21 protein-coding genes and 1 pseudogene are annotated in these 22,888 nt (G+C 65.5%); 10 read left to right on the top strand and 12 right to left on the bottom strand.

The window, feature by feature from the left end; translation table 11 throughout:
• Positions 1 to 2 precede the first annotated feature (2 nt).
• Entirely contained in the window at positions 3 to 1,409 is a 1,407-nt protein-coding gene (gene pntB, locus QSK36_RS01300) for a Re/Si-specific NAD(P)(+) transhydrogenase subunit beta (RefSeq protein ID WP_183536019.1), read from the top strand.
• Between the two features lie 64 nt (positions 1,410 to 1,473).
• On the opposite strand, the gene QSK36_RS01295 is transcribed toward pntB, so the two are convergent.
• On the bottom strand, positions 1,474 to 1,911 hold the full coding sequence (locus QSK36_RS01295; RefSeq protein ID WP_285781031.1) for an ester cyclase: 438 nt from the start codon (positions 1,909 to 1,911) through the stop codon (positions 1,474 to 1,476).
• Positions 1,912 to 2,122: 211 nt separating this feature from the next.
• Here QSK36_RS01295 and QSK36_RS01290 point away from each other — a divergent pair, with 211 nt between their 5' ends.
• Together QSK36_RS01290 and QSK36_RS01285 are read left to right on the top strand one after the other, a co-directional pair.
• A complete protein-coding gene (locus QSK36_RS01290; protein WP_285781030.1) occupies positions 2,123 to 2,686 on the top strand; it encodes a winged helix-turn-helix domain-containing protein in 564 nt (187 codons plus the stop codon).
• Complete coding sequence (locus QSK36_RS01285) at positions 2,683 to 3,975, top strand: MFS transporter (protein WP_285781029.1); 1,293 nt, start codon at positions 2,683 to 2,685, stop codon at positions 3,973 to 3,975. Before QSK36_RS01290 ends, QSK36_RS01285 begins: the two co-directional genes overlap by 4 nt.
• Positions 3,976 to 4,040: 65 nt before the next feature.
• Here QSK36_RS01285 and QSK36_RS01280 read toward each other — a convergent pair whose 3' ends face one another.
• The 4 genes from QSK36_RS01280 to QSK36_RS01265 all read right to left on the bottom strand — a co-directional run bounded on the left by QSK36_RS01280 (position 4,041) and on the right by QSK36_RS01265 (position 7,963).
• On the bottom strand, positions 4,041 to 5,045 hold the full coding sequence (locus QSK36_RS01280) for a HEAT repeat domain-containing protein (protein ID WP_285781028.1): 1,005 nt from the start codon (positions 5,043 to 5,045) through the stop codon (positions 4,041 to 4,043).
• A gap of 6 nt (positions 5,046 to 5,051) precedes the next feature.
• A complete protein-coding gene (locus tag QSK36_RS01275; protein WP_285781027.1) occupies positions 5,052 to 5,744 on the bottom strand; it encodes a HEAT repeat domain-containing protein in 693 nt (230 codons plus the stop codon).
• 115 nt (positions 5,745 to 5,859) lie between these two features.
• Positions 5,860 to 7,677, bottom strand: coding sequence for a glycosyltransferase family 39 protein (locus QSK36_RS01270; protein WP_285781026.1), 1,818 nt, complete (start codon positions 7,675 to 7,677; stop codon positions 5,860 to 5,862).
• A 145-nt stretch (positions 7,678 to 7,822) separates the two neighbouring features.
• Positions 7,823 to 7,963: a hypothetical protein gene (locus QSK36_RS01265; protein ID WP_183536011.1), complete on the bottom strand. Its 141-nt coding sequence runs from the start codon at positions 7,961 to 7,963 to the stop codon at positions 7,823 to 7,825.
• Positions 7,964 to 8,370: 407 nt separating this feature from the next.
• Here QSK36_RS01265 and QSK36_RS01260 point away from each other — a divergent pair, with 407 nt between their 5' ends.
• Entirely contained in the window at positions 8,371 to 9,273 is a 903-nt protein-coding gene (locus tag QSK36_RS01260) for a VOC family protein (RefSeq protein ID WP_285781025.1), read from the top strand.
• A gap of 417 nt (positions 9,274 to 9,690) precedes the next feature.
• Here the strand turns inward: QSK36_RS01260 and QSK36_RS01255 are convergent, their stop codons facing one another.
• Positions 9,691 to 10,323 (bottom strand): hypothetical protein, encoded by a 633-nt coding sequence (locus QSK36_RS01255; RefSeq protein ID WP_285781024.1) that lies wholly within the window; start codon positions 10,321 to 10,323, stop codon positions 9,691 to 9,693.
• Between the two features lie 203 nt (positions 10,324 to 10,526).
• Here QSK36_RS01255 and QSK36_RS01250 point away from each other — a divergent pair, with 203 nt between their 5' ends.
• Complete coding sequence (locus QSK36_RS01250; RefSeq protein ID WP_285781436.1) at positions 10,527 to 11,750, top strand: sensor histidine kinase; 1,224 nt, start codon at positions 10,527 to 10,529, stop codon at positions 11,748 to 11,750.
• On the top strand, positions 11,747 to 12,406 hold the full coding sequence (locus QSK36_RS01245; RefSeq protein WP_285781023.1) for a response regulator: 660 nt from the start codon (positions 11,747 to 11,749) through the stop codon (positions 12,404 to 12,406). The genes QSK36_RS01250 and QSK36_RS01245 overlap by 4 nt, the downstream gene beginning before the upstream one ends.
• Positions 12,407 to 12,654: 248 nt before the next feature.
• On the opposite strand, the pseudogene QSK36_RS43410 reads toward QSK36_RS01245, so the two are convergent.
• Positions 12,655 to 12,795 (bottom strand): annotated as a pseudogene (locus QSK36_RS43410) (hypothetical protein); the annotation flags it as partial.
• 1,568 nt (positions 12,796 to 14,363) lie between these two features.
• Between QSK36_RS43410 and QSK36_RS01235 the strand changes: the two are divergent.
• The gene (locus QSK36_RS01235) at positions 14,364 to 14,870 is read left to right on the top strand and encodes a site-specific integrase (RefSeq protein WP_285781021.1); all 507 of its coding nucleotides are present in this window, start codon (positions 14,364 to 14,366) and stop codon (positions 14,868 to 14,870) included.
• 273 nt (positions 14,871 to 15,143) lie between these two features.
• On the opposite strand, the gene QSK36_RS01230 is transcribed toward QSK36_RS01235, so the two are convergent.
• The 4 genes from QSK36_RS01230 to QSK36_RS01215 form a co-directional block, all read right to left on the bottom strand.
• Positions 15,144 to 15,392, bottom strand: a complete 249-nt coding sequence (locus QSK36_RS01230) for a hypothetical protein (protein WP_169979892.1) — start codon at positions 15,390 to 15,392, stop codon at positions 15,144 to 15,146.
• Positions 15,393 to 15,737: a DUF6247 family protein gene (locus QSK36_RS01225; RefSeq protein ID WP_285781020.1), complete on the bottom strand. Its 345-nt coding sequence runs from the start codon at positions 15,735 to 15,737 to the stop codon at positions 15,393 to 15,395.
• Between the two features lie 364 nt (positions 15,738 to 16,101).
• The gene (locus tag QSK36_RS01220; RefSeq protein WP_183535997.1) at positions 16,102 to 16,494 is read right to left on the bottom strand and encodes an AQJ64_40280 family protein; all 393 of its coding nucleotides are present in this window, start codon (positions 16,492 to 16,494) and stop codon (positions 16,102 to 16,104) included.
• A gap of 677 nt (positions 16,495 to 17,171) precedes the next feature.
• On the bottom strand, positions 17,172 to 17,483 hold the full coding sequence (locus tag QSK36_RS01215; RefSeq protein WP_285781019.1) for a hypothetical protein: 312 nt from the start codon (positions 17,481 to 17,483) through the stop codon (positions 17,172 to 17,174).
• 171 nt (positions 17,484 to 17,654) lie between these two features.
• On the opposite strand from QSK36_RS01215, the gene QSK36_RS01210 reads away from it, so the two are divergent.
• Together QSK36_RS01210 and QSK36_RS01205 are read left to right on the top strand one after the other, a co-directional pair.
• Positions 17,655 to 18,824 (top strand): helix-turn-helix domain-containing protein, encoded by a 1,170-nt coding sequence (locus QSK36_RS01210; RefSeq protein ID WP_285781018.1) that lies wholly within the window; start codon positions 17,655 to 17,657, stop codon positions 18,822 to 18,824.
• Positions 18,825 to 18,920: 96 nt separating this feature from the next.
• Complete coding sequence (locus tag QSK36_RS01205; protein ID WP_285781017.1) at positions 18,921 to 19,277, top strand: hypothetical protein; 357 nt, start codon at positions 18,921 to 18,923, stop codon at positions 19,275 to 19,277.
• Between the two features lie 850 nt (positions 19,278 to 20,127).
• On the opposite strand, the gene QSK36_RS01200 is transcribed toward QSK36_RS01205, so the two are convergent.
• Positions 20,128 to 21,882 carry a hypothetical protein gene (locus tag QSK36_RS01200; RefSeq protein WP_285781016.1) on the bottom strand — a complete coding sequence of 585 codons (1,755 nt, stop codon included), beginning with the start codon at positions 21,880 to 21,882 and terminating at the stop codon, positions 20,128 to 20,130.
• 270 nt (positions 21,883 to 22,152) lie between these two features.
• Here QSK36_RS01200 and QSK36_RS01195 point away from each other — a divergent pair, with 270 nt between their 5' ends.
• Positions 22,153 to 22,836 carry a hypothetical protein gene (locus QSK36_RS01195; protein ID WP_285781015.1) on the top strand — a complete coding sequence of 228 codons (684 nt, stop codon included), beginning with the start codon at positions 22,153 to 22,155 and terminating at the stop codon, positions 22,834 to 22,836.
• Positions 22,837 to 22,888: the final 52 nt, after the last annotated feature.

Raw genomic sequence — 22,888 nt, 5'->3', positions numbered from 1 at the left:
CCGTGACCCTCGCCACGGCCGCACAGGCCGCCTACATCGTCGCCGCCCTTCTGTTCATCCTCAGCCTCGCCGGCCTGTCCAAGCACGAGACCGCACGCTCCGGCGTCGTGCTGGGCATCTCCGGCATGGTCATCGCGCTCGCCGCCACGGTCGTCCTCGCCGCGGACGGCGGCGAGACCCTCGCGGTGGTCCTGCTCCTGGCCGCGATGGCGATCGGCGCCGCCGTCGGGCTCTGGCGGGCCCGGATCGTCGAGATGACCGCCATGCCGGAACTCATCGCCATCCTGCACAGCTTCGTCGGCCTCGCCGCCGTCATGGTCGGCTGGAACGGCTTCCTGGAGGTCGAGAACGGGGGCGGGGCGCAGGCGGAGGTCCCCGGCTCGCTGCTGGGCGTCCACCACGCCGAGGTGTCCATCGGCGTGTTCATCGGGGCGCTCACGTTCACCGGGTCGGTCGTCGCGTTCCTCAAGCTGTCGGCCCGGATCGACTCCCGCCCGATGATGCTGCCGGGCAAGAACCACCTGAACCTGGGCGCGCTCGCGGCGTTCGCGGTCCTGACCGTGCTCTTCGTGATCTCCCCGAACCTCGGGCTGCTCGTCGCGCTGACCGCCGTGGCGCTGCTGCTCGGCTGGCACCTGGTCGCCTCCATCGGCGGCGGCGACATGCCCGTCGTCGTCTCGATGCTGAACAGCTATTCGGGGTGGGCGGCCGCGGCGTCCGGGTTCCTGCTCGACAACAACCTGCTGATCGTCACCGGCGCTCTCGTGGGCTCGTCCGGCGCCTACCTGTCGTACGTGATGTGCCAGGCGATGAACCGATCGTTCATCTCCGTGATCGCCGGGGGTTTCGGCATCGAGGCGGGCCCCGCCGGCGACCACGACTACGGCGAGCACAAGGAGATCACCGCCGCCGAGACCGCCGACCTGCTCAAGGAGGCCAAGTCCGTCGTCATCACCCCCGGGTACGGCATGGCGGTCGCGCAGGCGCAGTATCCGGTCGCCGACCTCACCCGCAAACTGCGGGAACGCGGCGTCGAGGTGCGCTTCGGCATCCACCCGGTCGCCGGCCGCCTGCCCGGTCACATGAACGTCCTGCTCGCCGAGGCCAAGGTGCCGTACGACATCGTGCTCGAAATGGACGAGATCAACGACGATTTCGCCACCACGTCGGTCGTCCTCGTCATCGGCGCCAACGACACCGTCAATCCGGGGGCCGTCGAGGACCCGGACAGCCCCATCGCCGGGATGCCCGTCCTGCGCGTGTGGGAGGCCGAGAACGTGGTCGTCTTCAAGCGGTCGATGGCCACGGGCTACGCCGGGGTGCAGAACCCCCTGTTCTTCCGGCACAACAGCAGGATGCTCTTCGGCGACGCCAGGCAACGCGTCGAGGAGATCGTCTCCGCGCTCTGACGGTGTGACCAGCCTGCCGACGAACGCCGATCCGGGCCGGGAGGACGACGCCTCCCGGCCGCGGTCACCCGTGCTCGATCTTCGTCAGCCCGAAGCCGAGCTGGCTGTAGAGCTCCAACTGGTCGAAGTATTCGCGGTGCGTGACGATCCTGCTGTCCCTGACGAAGGTCGAGCAGGTGGCGCGGAGAGTGATGTGACGGTCCGTTCCCTCTATCTCGCGCCCGTCCGGCAACAGGAAAGGCCCCTTGTGGGTGCCGGTATAGGTCCATTCCGTGACGGCGGGGTTGTCACAGTCGCCGAGCTCGAACCAGGCCGTCGCGTGGAAGTCCGGAAAGGCCCTGAAGAACTGCTCGTACATCCAGGCGATCTGGTCGTGGCCTTCCGCCACGCCTGACGGCGTGACATACACGGCGCCGGGGCTGTAGCAGCAGAGGATCCCCGGTATGTCGTGAGTGTTGATCGCGTCGGCCAACCAGTGCTTGAGGTCCCAGAAAGTAGCCATAGGGCGCCCTCGATGCGTCGAATATCGGCTTCTCAATTTACGCAAAGCACGGTTTTCCCATGGTCCCCGAAGTGCCTCGCCTTAGTAAAAGACGGCTCGCGGTCGTCCCCGTCGGCTACGCGACTCCAGCTCCGTGTGGGCGTCACGCGGCGATCTATCCAGATGCACAAGAGTTGTTGCACAACACCTCTTGTGCATCTAGGGTGGGCGGGTGAGTGATCGTCCAACACGTGAAGTACGCGACTCGAAGGTGCTCGCCGCGATGTCCCACCCGCTGCGCCGGCGGCTGCTCGACATCCTGCGGGTGGACGGGCCCTCGACGGCGTCGGTGCTCGCCGACAGGACCGGTCAGGCCGTCGGCAACATCAGCCATCATCTGAAGGTCCTCGCCGCGAGCGAACTCGTCGAGGAGGTGCCGGAGCTCGCGCGTGACCGCCGGGAGCGCTGGTGGCGCAGATCGCCGGACGTCCTCAGCTGGTCGGCGTCGGACTTCCCCGACGATCCCGTGGCCGCGGCGGCGGAATCGCTCGTCCTCGACCGGCAGACCTCGCTCGTACGGCAGTGGTTCGCCGAGCGCGACGGCTACCCGGAGCCGTGGCGGCGAGCGGCGTTCACCACCGACCACTGGGCGAGGCTGTCGGTCGCCGAGCTCGCCGAGTTGGAAGAGCAGATCTTCGCCCTGTTCGCCTCGTTGGCCGACCGGGAGGTTCCCGACGACGGGGAAGAACGCAAGCTGGTCTTCCTCACCGTCCGCGCCGTGCCGGGCCGGCCGTGACCACGACGCCGGTCGTACGCGGCGGACTGCTGGGGACTCGCGACTTCCGGTTGTTGTGGATCGGCGAGACGACGAGCACGCTCGGCAGTTCCGTCGGCGGCGTGGCGCTTCCGCTGGTCGCCGTGATGACACTGCACGCGAGCCCGCTGACCGTCGGGCTGCTGACCGCGGCCGCCTGGCTGCCGTGGCTGCTGGTCGGACTGCCCGCAGGCGCATGGGTGGACCGGATGCCGAAACGGCCGGTGATGCTGGTGTGCAACAGCGTGTCCATGGCGGTGTTCGCGAGCGTGCCGATCGTGGCATGGCTCGGCGCGCTGACGACGGCGCACCTGCTCGTGGCGGCCACGACGGGCGGTGCGGCGAGGGTGCTCTTCACCCTCGCCTACCGGGCCTACCTCCCCGTGTTGGTCGAGAGCGAGCGGCTGCTGGAAGCCAACGCCAAGCTCCAGGGCAGCGAATCGGCCGCGCAGATCGCCGGTCCCGGGCTGGCAGGGCTGCTCGCGCAATGGTTCGGCGCGGTCAGCGGCGTACTGGCCGACGCGATCAGCTTCGCGATCGCCGTGCTGTGCCTGCGTTCCGTGGGCACGCGCGAGACCCGCCGGGAGGGTGCCCCGAAACGGCGGCTGCGCGCAGAGATCCGCGACGGGCTGCGGTTCGTCGTCCGCGACCCCTACCTGCGCACACTCACCGCCTTCGGCGCGATGTCCAACATCGCCTTGATGGGTTACTCGTCGATCCAGGTCGTGTTCCTCACCCGGGATCTCGGCGCCGGGGCAGGACAGGTGGGTGTCGTGCTGGCGGTGGCGAGCTCGGGCGGCCTGTTCGGCGCCGCGCTGTCCGGCCGGACGGCCACGCGATTCGGAACGGCACGGGGATTCCTGCTGTGCGAGGCGCTCGCCGCACCGATGGCTCTGCTCGGGCCGATCGGCAGCGGCGGCACGGGACTGGTTCTCTTCACCGCCGCCGGCTTCGGCACCGGCCTGGGCATCGTCGCCTCGAACATCCTGACGAGCACCTTCCGCCAGCACTACTGCCCGGCCGAACTGTTCGGACGGATCACCGCGAGCGCCTCGGCTCTGAACTACGGCGCGATCCCCCTCGGCGGGCTGCTCGGCGGTGTGCTGGGCGAGGCGGTCGGCGTACGCGAGACCCTGATGCTGATGGCCGTCATCCAGCTCCTCTCACTCGCCGTCCTGCTGCTCAGCCCGTTCCGCCCCCTGCGCGACTTCCCCGCCCCCCACGTCTTGTCGGCCATGTCGGAACAACTGCATACTGCAGACCGATCGTGATATGTCGCCGAGATGATCAGAAGTGGGACAGCGCTGGGCGCCCTGGGCTCGTTGCCGGACATCCGTCATTGCGCGTTGCGCAGTTTGAGGAGGTATGTCGCAGTAAGCGCAACGGCACGGTCTTCGTCGTCCGCCAGATCTGCGAGGGCCCGCGACGTCGTGATCCCCGGGATGTCCGCGAGCGCCTGTGTCAGCCGTCGACGTGCAGACGCCTCGATGCCGCTCTGGGCGAGGCGGCCAACGAGCCTGGTAGCGATCTGATCCGTCAACGCGGGGTCACTCGCCAGCGCACTCAGCGCATCGGCCGCATCGACGTCGTTCGTCCCCTCGACGATCATGTCGATGAGCGTCGGGACCGCGTCGGCTGCTCCACGTGCCCCGAGTGCCAGAGCCGCACACCTGCGAACCACGACGTCGGAGCTCGTGAGGGCGTGCTGCAGCAGTGCGGTGGCCGCACCGCTCGGAATCTCTGCGATGGACTGGACGGCACGTTTGCGCACCTCGGCTACTGGTGAGTCGAGGCCCTCCGCCAGCAGCGGCACTCCGCTGTCGCCCGATCGCGCCAGAGCCCATCGAAGGGCTCCGGCGACGTTCGGGTCCGTCTCGCTCAGCGCTGCCTCGACCAGAGCTTCCACCGGCGCCGAAACCTCTTCGACTGAGGACAGGGCCGCACGCTGGCGCTTCCCGGCGCTCTCCGACCCCAAGGCCTGGAGGAGTGCCACGATCCGGAGGACGTCCTCCCAGCCGGCGGGTTCCGCGGCACCGATCCGACGCAGTCGCGTGAGCAGTTCCGTCTCGGCCGCGATGCGTTCTCTCGTCTGGCGGATGAGGTCGTCGACGAGTTCCGAGGGCGTGAAGCCGGGATCATCCAGCGCACGCCCGACCTCGCGCAGCGACAGCCCCAATGACCGCAGGCTCTCGATATGGAAGATCCGCTGGATGTCCTCGCTGGAGTACTCCCGATAACCGGCCTCGCTACGACCCGTTGGCCGCACCAGGCCGAGCGATTCGTAATGCCTGAGCATGCGGGCGCTGACCCCGGACCGTCGTGCCACATCGCCGATCAACACCGCCTGTCACCCCTCCTGGCCGACCGTGCCGAGGACTGCGACGCGCTTCGCCTCCTCGATCGCGAACTCGAATCCGGCATCCGGGTTGCGCAACAGCCGTTCCGTGGCGATCGCGTGCTGACGCACACGAGGGTCGCGATTCGTCATCGCGGCGTCCAGGGGCGGTGTGATCACCTTACCGAGCGCGATCAGCGCCCGGCTGAGGCTCACCTGCGTCTCACGCTCACCGCGTCCCAGCTGTGTCGCCAACACCCCGGCCAGTTCGGATTCTTCACCTTCGGGCACGAGTACGACCGCTGCCCGCCAGGCGCTCCGCGCCACCTCGTCGTCGGCGTCGGTCAGCAGCGCCCGTGTGATCGCCGGCCACGCCCGCCGATCCCCGATCTTGGACAGCGTGTGCAACGCCTGGCTTCGCGCCTGCGCACGCTCCGAGCGAAGTTCGTCGACGAGCTTCGGAACCGTCATCGATGACGAGTGGCGGGTGAGCGCCCACGTGAGCATGTCGCGCACGTAGAAATCGGGCTCGATCGCGCATCGTTCGACGAGCTTGTCGACGAACCGCGGGTCCGGGGTCGTGCCGGCCGCCAGCACCGCCTGCAGCCGCACCGACGAGCTGCTGCTCTCCAGCGCTTGAAGAGCTCGCAACGTGTTCGTGTCGTCTTCCGGCGTGGTCATCGGAACCACCACCTCCTCGGCCACAGCCAAGACCTTGTCACTGTGTCAAGGTCAAGTGGAGCCGCGCGTGAGATGGCCGACCACGTTGAAGGTCATGATCAATCAGGTTGAGCACCCGGCCGGATATCGGACCATCCGGTCAACCGGCGCAGTGGTTGTCGGCGAGGGATTTGTTCGCATCGGGGTTGCCGAGGGACACCGCCGCGTTCCAGTCGGCGCAGGCGGCACCGGTGTCGCCCAGCCGGGATTCGGCCACTCCACGCTGGTAATAGGCGTCGGCGTATTGGGGGATCAGTCCGATCGCCGTGTTCAGATCGGATATCGCCCCGCGCGGGTTACCCAGCCCGATCCCGGCCGCTCCCCGGGAGTAGTAGGCCTCTGCCAGCTGCGGGTCATAGGCGATGGCCGTGGAAAGGTCCGCGTACGCGCCCGAGTAATCACGCAGAGCGATTTTGACCTTACCGCGCTCGTTGTAGGCGGCTGCGAAGGTCGGAAGCCGCGACACCTCATAGTCGAGCTCGCCGAGTGCCCCGGTGTAGTCGCGGTCGCGATATTTGATCATGCCGAGGTAGTGGTGCGCCAGGACGAAGTCCGGGTCGAGTTCGACGGTGCGCTCGAAATCCGATGTGGCGTCGGTGTAGTTTCCGTCGCGGAATCTGGCGATGCCCCGGCTGTTGTACGTCAACGCGACGCCGGGCTCTTTGGCGATGGCGTCGCTCATGATGGTTTCCGTATTCCGCCAGGCCGTGTTCCGGATGATGGTCAGCGTGGCGAAGAGGATCACGAACCCCGCGGTCGCCCCGATCGCGCCGGCACGCAGCCTGCGATTACGGTGCCGGAGCGCCGTGTCCGTGAAATATCCGGCGATGAGGAAGATGCCGAGATACGGCAGGTACGCATATCTGTTCGCGTGGTAGCCGTCGATGAGAAGCACGGCCTGGGTCGGCGCGATGGTGACCGCGAAGAATCCGAGCCCGAAGACGACGATTCTGCGAGCCGGCCTCACCAGCCACAAAGCGGCGGCCCCGGCCGCGAGCACCAACGGGAAAAGGTAGAGGTACCAGGGGAAGGGCTTGTGGGGGTACTCGTAGGCGAGGGACAGATGGAACGGGTAGACCGACTGCACCAGATGGTTCACCAACGCCGAGCAGGCCAGGAGGAACCGGTCGACAACGGTGTACCCGTGCTGCGGGACCACATCCTGCCGTACGTTCAGCGCGACGAGAACCGTGATCGCGGCGATGCCGAGAAACGGGATCTTCTCCAGGAACAGACGCCGGCTCGGCCTGCGGCCTTGCAAGTGGTCCACGAGGAACAACACCAGGGGAAGCGCGACGGCGGTCGACTTGGAAAGCGCGGCCAGCCCGAACAGGACCACGGACCAGGCCAACGGCTGCCAGCGCTGTGACCTGACGTAACGCAGGTAGACCAGGAGCGCGGCCAGTGAGAGGAGCGTGGCCAGCAGGTTGCTGCGGGCGGAGATCCAGGCGACCGTGTCGACGTTCACGGGATGGATCGCGAACGCCACCGCGACGAAGCAGGCCAGGAAAGCGCGCTCGGTGAGCCGGCGGAACAACAGGAACACCAACACCACATTGGCCAGGTGCAGTATCAGGTTCGTGAAGTGGTACATGCCGATCGCGCCGTGGCCGAACAGATAGTCGATCGCGTACGACACGTACACCAGCGGCGTATACATGAACTGCAGCGGCGTGGTGAACCAGTGGCCGATGTTGGTCCCGCTGAACTCCCGGATGGAGACGTTGTCCACCACGCCCTCGGGATCGTCGAAATAGATGAAGCCGTTGCCGAGGCCGTTGGCGTGCACGGCGAAGGCTCCCGCGACGATCAGTACCAGAATCTGCCATTGCAGGGAGGGGTCCTGCGTTCTGGTCGTGCTTGTGCGCGCGGCGGCATAACGAGCACCGCGGCGAACGGCCGGGCGAGCGGGCGTCATCACACGCCTCCAGTGAGCGTCGTCGCTGTCGGGCGTCCCGGTCCCGCCGGCGCTCTTCGCCGACTTTGGACCGTCTCGGACTGTACGCCGCACTGATCGAACCCGGTACCGGCTGCGGCCCGCTTCGTCCGGCGGAGGGGTCTGATCAGGCGAGCGTGTCCAAGGCGGCGAGGTCGTCGTCTGAAAGGATCAGATCGGCGGCCGCCATGTTCTCCTCCGGGTGGGCCGTGAGGCTGGGCGTATGGCCCGCTGACTGGTGCGGGGCATGCCCCTCTTTCCCTCCCATGCCCCCCCCTTTATGGTCCGCGAAGGATTCCCGTCGATTCGGCTCCATAACGATTGAGTAGGCCAGAAATACTCGAATTCATCGACGATTCTGGAGCACTGTGTTCGGTGTCGGCGTCATCGAGATTTTTACGGTTATCATCGGCCTTGCTGTGCAGTTCGCGGTGGTCTATCTCGCGGTGAGGCTAGCGCTTCGGCACGATCGGAAGCGGCGCGAGCAGTAGTGCGCTCATAGCGGTCGAGCAGCAGCGGCGCGGACCGCACAACCACGCTTGATCCACGTCGCGTGCCTACTCCCTCGGGTTCAGCAGACACCCGACGCGCCGATGCCGCAGCAGGTGTTCGCGACCTTCCGCATCGGGTGCCCCTGTCCGCGTCGATCTCACCCCCGGTGTATACAAGGCGAACATGACAGCGGATACCTTTACGGATTCGACAGCATTCCTCGCCTCCAAGGGCGCCGCCGAGATCCCTCACCCCGGCGGCACGCTCCTGGAGCACCTGCACCGCGTCGCCGCCCAGCTCAAGGACTGGGACGCGCCTGAAGAGGTGCAACTCGCCGGTCTGTGTCACGCGACCTACGGCACAGACGGCTTCGACCACCCGCTCCTCGACCTCGCCGATCGCGCCGCGCTGGCCGAGGTGATCGGGTCCCCGGCCGAGGCGCTGGTGTATCTCTACGCCTCCTGCGACCGCGCAGCCACCTATCCCGCCCTGCGCTTCGTAGACCGCTTCACAGGCCGACCAGTTGACCCCTCCGTCGCCGAACTCCGAGCGTTCATCCTGATCACAGCCGCGAACGAGATCGACGTCGCCCGGCACAACGCGGACATTCGCGCCGAACACGGGGCCGCGCTTCACGCGTTCTTCGCCCGTAACCGGGTTCTCCTGCCACCGGTCGCCTGGGAGGCCGTCAAGGAGACCTTCGCCGTCCGCATTGCGAGCCTGGATCACCTGGTCCTGACCGTGGCCGACATCTCCCGGACGATCGATTTCTATCGGGACGCCCTCGGAATGGAGCCGGTGACCTTCAGCGGTGGCCGTCACGCGCTCGCCTTCGGTTCCAGCAAGATCAACCTGCACCAGGCCGGGCACGAGATCCGGCCACACGCCCTCCGCCCCGTGCCGGGCAGCGCCGACCTCTGCCTGATCACCCATTCGCCCCTGGACCAGGTGGCCGCACATCTGACCGCCGCGGGCGTACCCATCGAAGAGGGTCCGGTTCCCAGGACCGGCGCGCTCGGCCCGATCACCAGCCTGTATATCCGTGACCCGGACCACAACCTCATCGAGATCTCCACCTACGACTGAGGACATATCCCTGGCCCAAGCGTGGACAGCCGTACCGCGAAGTGCCGGCTCAGGTGGCGAGGGTCCACGGCATTAGGACCTCATGCCGCACGTACCGGTTCCTTCGCGGTGCCGGCGAGGAGAAGTCGATAGGGCGACCAGTCCTCACCGTGGCCCGGGTGTTCGAGCTGGCCGGCCTGGTGGCCGGTACGGCTGCGCGCGTTGATCCTGCTCACTGCCTTCGCGAGCCTGCGCTGGGGCGAGGTCGCGATGCGGCGGATGGACCTGGACCTGAACGCCGGAACGGTCAGCGTTCGGCAACAGCACGTCGAGTCGGACATGGGCGAACCGGTCGTCGGGCCACACGGGGCTTGTTCAGGAGGGCGAGTGCTCGGTGTTCGGTACGAACAGGCGCCGCCTCCACGCCAGGGCGAAAGATCATCCCCGGGTGCCAGCGGCCACCTGCCCGACCATCGCCGGGGTATGGTCCGGCCTTCCCCGCAAGGCGAAGACGCCGATGGCGAACAGCGCCGCGAAGAAGACGCCGTCGGGCACCAGGAACCAGGCCCCGGGCAGCCCGAGGGCGCCGAGGAGGCACGAGACGATCAGCGCGACCCCGATCCACCACGGCAGCGTCCGCGCCCTCAGCACAGCGATGCCGAGGCAGATCGAGCCGACGACCAGCGCCAGGAGCGCGACACCCTCGAAGACCGCGAAACCCGGCGGTTCCTGTGCGGGGATGCCGCCGTGGCCGACCAGATACGGCTTGACGAACGCCTCAGTGGTGCCCTCGCCGACATTGAGCATCACCAGCGCGGCGAATATGCCGGCGTAGCCGACGATGTGCAGCTTCGGCGCACGCCCGGCGAAGGTCAGGATCACCGGCAGCCCCAGCGCGATGATGACGTCCCCGACCAGCGCGATCCCCTCGAACAGCGGCCAGTTCTGGTAGCGGAACACCTCGTCGCCGCTGCCCGGCGCGAGCAGGTTGGCGGCGAGGTAGCCCGCCCCCGCGACGATCGTGCCGACGATGAGCGCCCACCCGGCGAGGCGTCTCACGTTCACGGTCATGGTCTCCTCCATGGTTCGCAGCGCCAGGCGCTGTACGCGATGCCGTCCGTCGGCGGCGCGTCCTCAGCGTCGGCCCTGCGCACCCGCGGCGTCGTCGTACCGGGGTCGGCACCGGTTGATACCCCGGTCGCGAACCACGCTGCCGGAAATGCGACCTGCGAACGACGCCACGCGAGCGCGCCCGTAGGTACCTTGCGGGTGTGATGGACGTGACAAACCCGGCCCGGGCCCGGGTGGAGTCGCCGGCGCGTGCGTGGCTGCGGCACAGGCCGGCCGGGCTGCTCCCGGACGCGCTGCTCGCCCTTGCGATCACCGGCTTCGCCCAGGCCGACCTTGCGTTCCATCTCGACAACTCGACGCCGTACGGCCCGCTGCCGGTCGTGGTCGCCTCCACGCTGGTGGCGACATCGATCCTGGCGTTGCGCCGGGTGACGCCGCTCGCCACTGCCGTGATCCTCGCGGTCGCGATCGCCGGGCCGATGCTGGTGACGCCGCTGACGGTCACTCTGTGGGGCGATCTCCTGCCCATCCTGGTCGCCACCTACTCGGTGGCCCGGCACAGCGTGTCGGCACGGGCCTTCATCGGCGTGGCGGCCGTCGGCGCCGGCTTGGTCGTGGTGTTCCTGCGCAACCCGGAGTCCGGCACCGTCGGCAACATCCCGTTCGTCGCGGTGCCGCTGGCGGTGTGCTTCGTCGCCGGCCGGGTGCTGCGTACCCGCGCCCGCAGCCACTCCGACGACCGCGCCCGGGCCCGGCAACTGGAGGCCGAGCGCGAGGAAGCGATCCGCGTCGCGCTAGCCGACGAACGCGCCCGCATCGCGCGCGAGTTGCACGACATCGTGGCCCACTGCGTCAGCGTCATGGTGGTCCAAGCGGGCGCCGCCGAGGACCTGCTCGACCGCGACCCGCAGAAGGCGCGAGCACCGCTGCGCTCGGTCCAGGAAACCGGGCGGCAGGCCGTCGGCGAACTCGGGCGCATGCTCGGCCTGCTGCGCGGGGAACGGGCTCAGCTTGCGCTCAAGCCGCAGCCGGGCACGGCCGACCTGGCCGAACTCATCGACCACATGGCCGCGATCGGCCTGCCGGTCGAGCTCACCGTGGAGGGTTCGGGCCGCCCGCTCCCACCCGGCGTGGACCTGACCGTCTATCGGATCGTGCAGGAGGCGCTCACCAACGTGCTGAAACACGCCGCGCCGACCACCGCGCACGTCAGGTTGCACTACGACGATCAGTCCGTACGGGTAAGCATCCGCGACACCGGGCGAACAGGCGGGTCAGGCGGAGCCGACACCAACCGCGTCGGGCACGGCCTGATCGGGATGCGCGAACGGGTCGGGCTCTACGGCGGCTCGCTTGAGACAGCGGGCACGCCCGGCGGTGGCTTTACCGTTACGGCACAGTTGCCGCTGGAGGCGGGTCAGCGATGATCAAGGTCCTGCTCGTCGACGACCAAGCCCTCGTACGCGGCGGCTTCCGCTCGATCTTGGAGGGTCAGGACGATATCGAGGTGGTCGGCGAGGCGGTCGACGGCGTCGAGGCCGTTGACCGGGGCTCCCTGCTGCAGCCCGACGTCATCCTCATGGACATCCGCATGCCGCGCCTGGACGGCATCGAGGCGACGCGCCACCTGCTGAACGGCGGCACCTGCCGGGCGCGCATCCTCATACTCACGACGTTCGATGAGGATGAGTACGTTTACCAGGCGCTGCGGGCCGGGGCGAGCGGCTTCCTGCTCAAGAGCGCACCGCCGCGCGAGCTGGCCGGGGCCGTCCGTACGGTCGCCGCGGGCGAGGCACTACTGGCACCAGAGATCACCCGGCGAATGATCGAGGATTACGTCCGCCGCCCACGGCCGGGCTCTGACCGCCCAGCCGGGCTCGAGACGCTGACCCCGCGCGAACTCGAGGTACTGAGGCTCATCGCCCGAGGCCGCTCCAACGCAGAGATCGCCGCGGAACTGTACCTCAGCGGGCCAACGGTCAAAACCCACGTCACCCGCATCCTCTCCAAGCTGGGTCTCCGCGACCGAGTCCAGGCTGTGGTCTTCGCCTACGAATGCGGCCTCGTCCACCCCGGCCACTGACCACGGCCGTGCACCGGACCCGCCACTGCGCCGAAGAGGATCAACCCGCGAGGTATCCGCGAACATCCAGCCGATCCTGTCCGCGTCGACCGGCGACGTCCGCTGCGGCGGCCGAGTGGTGGCGGCGTAGCCGGTCGGCGCACCCGAAAGCGGCGCGATGACGGCGGCGTCCACCAGCCCGAGAGGAAGATCGACGTACCTCTCGACGGGTGCCGCCATCCGAGGAAGATCCCCGTACTCCAGCTCGGCTACATGAAGCCGCTGCCGCCGAACGACTTCAGGAACGCGACTTCGGCTTGTGGACCAACACGCGACTCCAGGAGATAGCCGACTTCTCCCATGACCGGCGACGGCACGAGCAGTGGTCCCTCCGCCTGGCGGAGCAGCTTGAGACATGCCTCGTGGTGCGTCTCCTTGGCATTGCCGACGGCGAGAAGGACCCCGGTATCCCCAGGAGCACGTCAGCGGCCCATCTCAGAGCGCAGAATCTCCTCATGACGTTCGGCGAGGTCCGGCTCAGCCTCAAACAACGCGAAGAACGGAAGGTCACGCTCCGCCGGGGCAGGCTCGTCCAGACGGCCGCTTGCTCAACAGTATCGATGTGGCCGCATCATCCAGGCGATGACTGTGTAAGCCAGCAGGCGGTTCGGAAGATACGGGAGGCAACGATGGAGACGGATGACTTGGCGCGTTTCGACGAGTTCGTTCGGGCCGTGAGGGAAGGCCGCGAACTGAACCCCTCCGAACTGCATCAAGCGGGAAGGCTCCTACGCGAGATGATCGAGGCCGCCGTCACCGTAGCCGCCCATGTGCGTACCGAGGTCAAAGCACTGCCGACTAGATATGTCTTGTGTGACAAAACCGGCGACCCGGACCCGGGGGCCCGGCTCGCTGAAGTTCTCCACCGCACCCAATTGATCGAAGATCTCCTGCGGAAGGCCCAGTTCCAGGCCGGACGTTCCCACGCCACCCTCGGGCGCATCGGCGTGCAGACGAACCCCGACGTGAATGAAAGCCCTGCCATTCCATAATCACTCGATGTGTTGAGACGCACCCGTGAGGACAGGATCGGGCTCGACGATCGAATACATCTACCGCTCGACCCCGCGCTCCGCCGGCAGTTGGCGCCATGTCTTGTCGCCCAGAGGAATCGGTTTGCCGGCGTCGACCAGTTCCTGGACGTGTCGTCCATGGCCCGATCTTCCCGTCTGCCTCGACCCACCGCGAAGCGGCAGCGGGCCGGCGACGGAAGGCCGAGCCTGTCCTCGCGTTTACCTCAACCGGCCGCCGTTCCTCGATCACCAGATGCCAACGGTCACGGACGGGCTTGAACTGGAGGAGTCGGGCTGCTGGGCTCTGCCTGGGTCGGGGCAGGCGGGACTATCAGGCCCACCTCAGCCACTACGGACCCGGCTCGTACTCGTCGCGATCACCCCGGAGCTGAGGCCCCCGCCGGAGGCGCAATGAACTGGCCACAGGTCAAGGGATCGTCCTGCAGAGAACGATGTTTCGCATCTTGATCGCCCCATGCCTGGTCAGCTCTATTCTCCTGTGGATGTCGAATGGCCGGTTCCACTCTCCGCTGCGTTTAGGGTCCCATTCTTCGTTACGCGCGTCAGGGTGACATACGGCTTCGTATTCCGGGCTCGACACCCAGGAGACGGAGGGTGCGGATGCCGCGGTGACCATCAGGGTCAACAGAGCTACGGGGGCAGTGAGGATGCGTCCACTCGATCTGGTCATGATGGTCAGCCCTCCAAGATCCCGGCTATCAGATCATGTCGGAGCGGCTGAGTGGCAAATCAGGCGGTGGCGTGCCGGCGGTCGGCGCAGTGCCTTGGTGCGGCGCGGCGGGCGCGCGGCGGTCCGCGCGTCCCCGCACGAGAACGGCTCCCAGGCCCCACGCGCAGCGCGGGGAGAACGGCGTGGGAGTGCGGCGGCGCGGTGCGCCACCGCCTTGATCCTGCTCGCCACCTTCGCGAGTCTGCGGTGGGGCGAGGTCGCGGCACTGCGGCGGATGGACCTGGACCTGAAGGCCGGGACCGTCAGCGTTCGGCAACAGCATGTCGAGTTGGACACAGGCGAACTCCTCGTCGGGCCGCCCAAGTCCCATGGCGGTCTGCGAACGGTGGCGATCCCGGAGGCGATCATTCCGGCGCTACGTCAGCGCCTCGACCCGTTCACCGAGCCAGCACCGGTCGCGCTCGTCTTCACCGGGGCGAACGGCGGCATCCTGCGGCGCAGCAACTTCCGCCGGGCGGTCAAGTGGAGTGAGACGACCAAGAAGATCGGCGTCCCCGGGCTCCCCTTCCACGATCTTGGCCACACCGGGAACACGATCGCGGCCAGTGCCGGCGCTTCCCTCCACGACCTGATGGCCCGCATGGGCCATGAACAGCGTACGCGCCACGATGATCTACCAGCCTCACGGCGGAGGCGGACAAGGGCATCTCCGACGCGATGAATCGCAAGATCAAAAGGGCCAAGATCCAAAGCTGATGGCACGTTAATGGCACGAGCCCCGTCTTCCCTGATGGGAGACGGGGCTCTTTTCGCTGGTGGGCGGTACTGGGTTCGGACCAGTGACCCCTCGCTTGTAAGTCAACCCGAGAAGGGGCGGGACCAGCACCGGCACGCGCCCTGACCTGGGCGTACGGTCCCCTGTTGTCCACCGCCGTCCAGGCTCGTCCACGGCGGTTGTCACCCAGCGCGGCCATTCCTGAAAGCAGCCGGACGGTTAGATCCACTGCACGCGAACGATGTACACCTCGCGCTGGGGCTCCAATACGAGATAAGTCACCAGCCCACGCTCCCCAAACGGCATGACCCGCATGTTGCCGTCGGGCTTGCTTGGCGACTGCGGTCCACCGGCCCAGGGCTCAAGCTCAATCAGGTCCAGCACCCCGGCCAGATACCGCAAGGCATCGTCCGGCAGGGCCGCGATCTGTTCTTGAGCGACAGGATCGGGCTCGACAATCGAGTACACCTACCGCTCGACCCCGCGCTCCGCCAGCAGCTGGCGCCAGGTCTTGCCACCTCGAGGAATCGATCTGCCGCCGTCTGCCAGTTCCTGTACGTGGGCAGCCCGCTCGTAGACGTCTCTGCGGCCCTGCGGATCGTTGACCGAATCGCACGCGATCAGCCACCAGGTGTGGATGAACTCGCTCAACCGACCGAGGTCCAGACTCGCCCGGACCTCAGCCAGGACGACGTCAAGACCTGCGTCGAACCCGTCTCGGTCCTGCGGCACGACCAGCGCTCTACGAATTGCGCGCAGATTCTTCTCCGGAAGAGGACCTTCGGGAGTGAACTCATGTGGTTGCGCGCTCATGCCGCCAGTGTACGTACGGGTGCCCAGCGCGGCCCAGCCAATCGCCAATGACTCCCAAGCGTGGTTCGCCCTCCGGACCCAGCTCTACCGTCCTCGGCACCAGCGGGTACGGCCGGAGCCGAGCCTTTGATGGCCAAGTAGCTTCAGGCAGATGCGCCGTGCAGGCCGAGTTCGCGCATCAGCCGGGCAACCGTGCAGCCGCCACCTCGATCCCTTCACGGTGCAGCTGCCGCCAGGCGAGTGGCCGCCTGCCTCGGCGGCCTTTGCGCAGCCGGGTCGCGGACCTGGTCGGCGCGTTCCGGAATGGTGGTGCCGACGCCATGCTGGCGGGACTCATGTGATCGCGAGCGCGCCATAAACGCCGTTATATCCCCTCGCCCAGGGCGTTCTCGCGAGCGGTCCTCGCTTCCTCGCCCACCAGGTAATGCACGGTCGTGCCCGGCAGAGTGGGCAGCTCGGCCCAGTGAGTGATCGGATCGTCACACTCCTGCGGGTCGTCACGGTCCCGGCCGTAGGGCAGGCGGACGACACCGTCAGAGTCGACGAAGCAGTCGCGGTGCTCACGCCCGTCCTCATCGAAGTGACGGGTGGTGAAGTACATCGGCCTCACCAGCCAGAAATCCTGCCCGGCGTTCAGATCGAGCTCGTCCGCATCGTCGGACACGAAACGGCCCGTGATCGCGGCGGCCACGGGCATTCCGTCCCCCGGCAGCCTCTCCCGTGAGTCCACCCACTCCACCTCTGCGCGCATGTCCATCCCGGCTCCGATCTCCTGTCAGGTACGGCCATTTTCGCAGTCCTGCCCTTGTCCCGTCCGCTCAGCGCCGGCGAGCGGAACGTGCAGCCCTGGGCGTCCCCGGCGCGATCGATACCCGCGCTGCGCCACCCGTCGGAGAGCGGAGGAGAAGCGCCTCGAAGACGGACCCGGCGGGCACGGCTAAGCCGTCATCGCCAACGCGCTCCCGAGCCAAGGAACACCGGGAACACGATCGCGGCCAGTGCCGGCGCTTCCCTCCGGACCTGATGGCCCGCATGGGCCATGAACAGCGTACGCGCCACGATGATCTACCAGCCTCACGGCGGAGGCGGACAAGGGCATCTCCGACGCGATGAATCGCAAGATCAAAACAGCCAAGATCCAAAGCTAATGGCACGTTGATGGCACGAGCCCCGTTTTCCCTGATGGGAGACGGGGCTCTTTTCACTGGTGGGCGGTACTGGGTTCGAACCAGTGACCCCTCGCTTGTAAGTCAACCCAGGAAAGGGCGGGACCAGCACCAGCACCCGCCCTGACCTGGGCGTACGGTCCATCGTCGTCCACTGCTGTCCGGGCTCGTCCACAGCGGTTGTCACCCAGATAGTCACTCAGTATGGCTACGGACCCGCCCGGTCGGGACGTACCACCCAGCCGCTCGCAGCGCCCAACGTAAAGCCTCATTGCTCACGATAGTAGCCGCGTGACTCCAGTTCAGCTTCGAGCTGGCCAACGGCCGCCAGAATTTGATCGGCCAGACGGTCGCAACTTCTATCAAGCATGCGAAGGGTGCTTCGGTCCCCGGCGTCCTGGGAAAGTCGAACGCCTTGTTTGAGGACTTTCCGGAAGTAGTCATAGGAGCTGCTGAGCCGCTGGCGCCCGTCGATAGCTGCTGCCAGATGGTGCACCCGGCGCGAGTCGCGAAGCACGGTCCGCGCCCCTCCCATCCGAGGTCGGATCAGCACACGCAGCCAATGAGGGGTCTTGGTCAACCCGGGTCGTCTCCTCTGGACAGTCGGATCAGATCGTCAGAGCTTCATCCAAATCTCCCTCGACGGGGTTGTCGAGGGCTGGAGGGCCAAAGAACCGCGACATGGTCGTTCCATACGGAGTAAGCCATGCGATCACACCACAACTAGGCAGGCCGTCTTTAGCATGGATGCGTGGCCACGATAGGCGAACGTATCCGCAGCGTCCGGAAGCGCCGGGGCCTGACTCAGCAGGGCCTCGCCGACCTTGCCGGCGTGTCTGCCTCGCTCATCCGGAAGCTTGAGCAGGACGCACGGAGAGACGTGCGGCTGGAAACGCTGCGCAAGATCGCGGTTGCCCTCAAGGTGCCGACGACCTCGCTGATAATCCGGCACGACGCGGAGCCAGCCGACGAGAAAACGCTCGACATGTGGAGGCCGGTACGGCGAGCACTGTACGGACTCGATGGTTCTCCTGCAGCAGCGCCAACCCGAGAAGGACTGGGCTCTGCTTTGGAAGCGTCGATGCCGTTGTGGAAGCAGGATCGCTATTCGCAGATCACGGCCATGCTGCCGGTGATGCTTCGGGACGCCGATGCGCTGGTAGAGGCGGACCCGTCGGCGCGCCACATACGAGGCAGGCTGCTGCACCTTGTCGGCTGGCTGATGACCCAGACCCGCCAGTTCGACGAGGCCGAGTTCGCGCTGTCGCGGGCCATGGACGACATGAACGATCCCCTGGACGCAGCGGCGACGGTCAGCACCCATTGCTGGCTGCTCCTACGCCAGGGGCAACTCAACGAAGCTCGCCAGATGGCGACACAGTGGGCCGACGACGTTGAGCCGCGCATCTCTCGTGCGACACCGCATCAGCTATCCGCCTGGGGCTGGCTACTGCTTCGCTCCTCGGCAGCCGCCATCCGCGACAACCGGCCGGGCGAGGCGGACGACACGATCCGTCTTGCCCGAACCGCAGCCGTCGCCATGGGACGCGACTTGACGCCGGATGAAGACTTCTTGCGCACCTTCGGCCCGATCACCGTCGCGATGAAGCGCGTGGAGAACGCCATGATCGAGGACCGGCCGGACAAGGTCCTCCAGCTCTCGCAGACGATTCCGGTTACGGACCTGCGGCCCACATCCAACAACCGGAACCGTCATCTCCTCGACGTGGCCGAGGCACACCGCCGGATGCACCGGCACAGCGAGGCCTTCGACATCTTGCAAGACGTTCGACGTGACGCCCCGGAGTGGATGACCAACCAGCGATACGCCCGAGACATCCTCAAGGGGATTATCGGCAGGCGACGCGCGCTCACCAGCGAAATGCGCGATCTCGCGGACTTTGTGCGGCTTGATTACTGAGTGGTGACACCGCTCGTGGCACTTCCGTTTGCGGGCATCGGGAAGTGACACGAAATCGCACTTCCAGGCTATTGTGGCCGCTCATAGCGTTGCAGCATGCATCCGGCCACGACGGGATTCCATCCCATTGACGCAAGAAGGAAAACGCCCACAACGCCATCGCTAGCCGCTGAGCGATTGAGCGATGAATTGGCGGCACTCGGCATACGGACTGATGTCCACGAGGGATACGGGCTCGCCCTGGTTTCTGTGTGGGTCGAACTGGTTGTTTGGACGGATGGCCGCTGCTACCGCTGGTGGTCGGGACGCAAGTCCGCCCGCACGCAGCGGTGGATATACGCGTTCGGTCCAGTCGACGACCCGGTAACCACCGCTCGCCGAATCGCCGTCCGCTACAAGGATCTCCGCCAGCATCATCCGCTATCCGCCCTGCTGACAAACAGCACACTGTGATCGCTTCTGACGAGTGTCTGGCTCCGCATGTGCCCTTGGCTCAGCGAGGGCACATCAAGTTGGCTTGGCATGAACCGTTCTGTGGGAGCGGGCGCGCCCGCATCTTGGCTTGGACCTGCGACTGCCGCGCGACGATCTATGAGCTATGTCAGGCCGGCGGCCAAGCCTTCATCCGCAGCACTCTCCAGTCCGAGCCCGAGTATGAGATGAAGGAAACCTACCGCTGGCCACTCCGCGAGGCGCGTGACGTGTGGGCTGCCCTGCTCTCCGGTGAGGCACGGTAGGCCGGGTTGCACGTGCGGCACTCCTGCAGGAGACAAAAGCCCCCGCCTGCACGGCGGGGGCTTTGCCCCATCCTCAACGGATGAAGTGGTCGCGAAAGATCTCGTAGGCGAATCGAGCCACAGAGGCAATCGCCGTCAAGGTCCCGGGCAGCCACCACCACTTGCCGCCCTTACCTCCATTGGGTACTCGCTGCTGATTCACTTTACTTTCTCCCGTCTGCCACACGACGTGGCCTCCCACCCGGCGACCGACGGAAGAGCGAATCCCCTCAATAGTACACGGCGTAGCAATATGTTGGTCAGATTCCGGGCCTAACGCTGCGGCTAGTCGCCGCTCACCATCACCTGCCAGCCACTGACAGCAGACGGGAGCTCAAGTCGCCCGGACTCATGCAAGGGCTGAGCGGCGCTCGCTCAGCCAGGACGGCAACAAGGTCGGCTACTCGTCGGCACCGAAGTTTCGCTCGCTTGAGGCCCCGGAGGGTTGCGGCTGCTCGCCGCGGGTCGGAACCGCCCGGAGCGCCTTGATACGGCCAATAATCAAATAGATAGTGCCACGCTTCCGGCTAATCAAGACCGTGGAGCATCCGGGCCTCATTGTGCACATCATAAGCGAGCCGATGAAGTTCACGACCGCGCTCGCGGACGTCTTCGTCACCCTGACTCAAGAACAGCTCTGAAATGCTGATTAGATAAGCGCTGCCAAGACATGCGGCATCCAAAGTCAACCCTAGCATCTCTGGGGTGATATCGTTGGAGCGAAGCGTTCCGTCTCGATAACTCGTCATGTGGAGATTGCCGATAGGCGTACTGTGCGCAACCTGACTGAGGAGCGAGTAGGCAATGTTGAGCCAGCCGGGCTCAGGGAAAGGGCTTCCCAGGCCGAGCAACATTTCCTCTATCGAAGGTAGCGGCTTGCGCCCCTTGGAGATCTGCTCATGCGGTGTCTTAATCTCCACATGCGCCGGCAACTCGAGTAGTTTACTGGCACTCGCCATGCCGCTGCCAGTGAACAGACCAACGACTTTCTTTCTCCGTGCACGATAATCCTCAAAGAACTGCTGGAACCGCTGCTTGATCTCATCCTCAGACTTACCATCGATCATCCAGTGGAAGCGAGCAGCTTCCTCCAGTAACATCCGCGCAGCGAAAACAGCAATGACGGCACTCCCCTCTCTGTCATAGGTCGACATGACAGCAGTCAGTGAAGAGTTCGCGCCAGCATAGGTAAGGATATTGGCAAGCTTAACCGGCTCCCCTGCCTGCCATGGGTCGATCGCGAAGCTTTGCACATAGTCGTAATATTTTTCAGCCGCCGCTATGACGCGATCCGCTTTATTTACATCAGGAAGAATTTCGGAGTGATCAAGTATGACTTGAGGGCGGAGCAAAGCGGGCGGCGCGGACTGAATTTTGGATGCTTTACCAGCAGGCTGGGTTGCCTGGGAGGGGCCAAGTCCGTGAACAACGGTCGCCGATGCGACGACCTCCTCCGTCAGACGCAACGTTTGCCGCAAGAACTCCTCGTGCTCAACTTCTGCGGGCCAGCTTTCAGGGACGGCAGCAGATACACCGAACAAAGTCAATGTGACGCCTACTGCAGCCATATGCATATAGAGTGCTTCATGGTCAGGTCGCAGGTCATGACCGACGGCGCCGTTCTCCGTGAGACAACTCTGCAGGCCCAGCAAGTTTCCGTGCCCCGCGTGAGAAAGAATCATTACCGCCCCACGTAGGCCGGCTATATTCAGCATGCGTTGGGCCGCACTTAGAAGGTCATTCGAGCCCGCAGTCGCAGGATGGTCGCCCGTAAGGAATATATTGAGCAGATCGGTTTCATGAGGCAAGGCTGGTGCTTGCAGCCAAGTTTTTGACGATCCGGTCAGATCTGTCACGCCTACTAAGGGCGCAAACCAGCGGGGCAAGATGGGGCAGCTAGCGTCGTAACGTTCCAAGGCCAAACATATCCGATTGCGCTCCTCGAGCATGCTCCCCAACAAGCAGATTCGACGACTCTTCGGCGCTTGGCCGATCCATAACCAGCGCAGTCCATCAACGAACAGGCTACGGGCAAGCGAGCCAAGCACAGCGCCGCCAAATCCAGCGCCGATCATCGACTCGGCACAGTCATATCGCTGCCGCGCGAACGGGAACGCCGCCTCAGCAAGAAATTGGTCACCTGCGCCGTCATAGTGAAAGACAACCGGAAGTTCGTCGAGGTGAAGCCGCAAGGCACGCGTCGCGGCACGCAGGCGCAAAGTCTCCCGACTGGATCGACGCCCATCTGGCCGGCCCGCGTCACTGACGTCTGTGTCCTTCACGACTCTTCTCCCCCTTCAGCACTACGTCCTTCTAGCTCCGGCCCATAACACCCGTGATCAACTAGAGTGTTATCCCATACTTTGATAGCAATCGCCCGATTTATCCAAGCATGTCTACTGAGAGTGGCGCAGGCGGCGCTTGGATAGGTACTGATGATACCGTCTGCGCCATGATGGCCCAATAGATGCTCGCTCCTACAGGATCAAGGGCCGTTAGAGACTGGGCGCCGCAGCCGCACGGCTGCGCTGATCATTATGCGAGAAACAAGCATGCATCATGACGAGGTGGTTATCCCAATGTTCTCCTGGAATGAATGGGCGCAACGTGTCTACCTGACCGCGCTTGGCCGTGAGCTGCGCCATGCGCTGTTCAGCCTTCAAGAAATCCGTCATCGGGTTGCAAGTGACCCAAAGGATCCTCTTATTTGGTTCGCGGTTGAAGGGTTATTGAACCATGCAGGGAAGGTATCAATGCTACTCAATCCAGTCAAAGGAGAATCGGGTCGCGAAAAACGCGGCGAATATCTGCGAGTGTTACTTGAGGTACCGGACGACTCGCCTGTCTTCGACCGTAGGGTTCGCAACGCTAATGCTCATTATGATGAGCGACTCGACACCTGGGTAGCCCAGCAACCACGACTTACAGCGGAGCAACTTGAAAGAGAGGGGTGGCCAGCTCTCCCACCACCTCCCATAAGACGCATCGACGAGGCAACCTGGAGTGTGACAGTGGCAGGCGAAACTCTCGACCTTACGATGCTTGAAGAGGAACTTCGACGTCTGCTTCGTAGATCAGCCGAGCTAGAGCCGTTGAATACGCTGGAACACCCAGAGATTCCTACCCTGCTCGCCGGGTTACCGGCGATACCTCCCGAACTTAGATTCGATGCCCCCACCCGGAGACCGGATGAGAAAGTAACTACGATGCCCTCGCAGAATGAGCATCCCGAATGACAAACAGCCACTTCCGAAACGCCCGATAGCCAGCATGAACGCCTCAGATCAG

Source organism: Microbispora sp. NBRC 16548 (assembly GCF_030268985.1).
GTDB lineage: Bacteria > Actinomycetota > Actinomycetes > Streptosporangiales > Streptosporangiaceae > Microbispora > Microbispora catharanthi.
The sequence above is the reverse complement of the archived record's forward strand: the minus strand, read 5'-3'. Positions and strand labels throughout refer to the sequence as shown.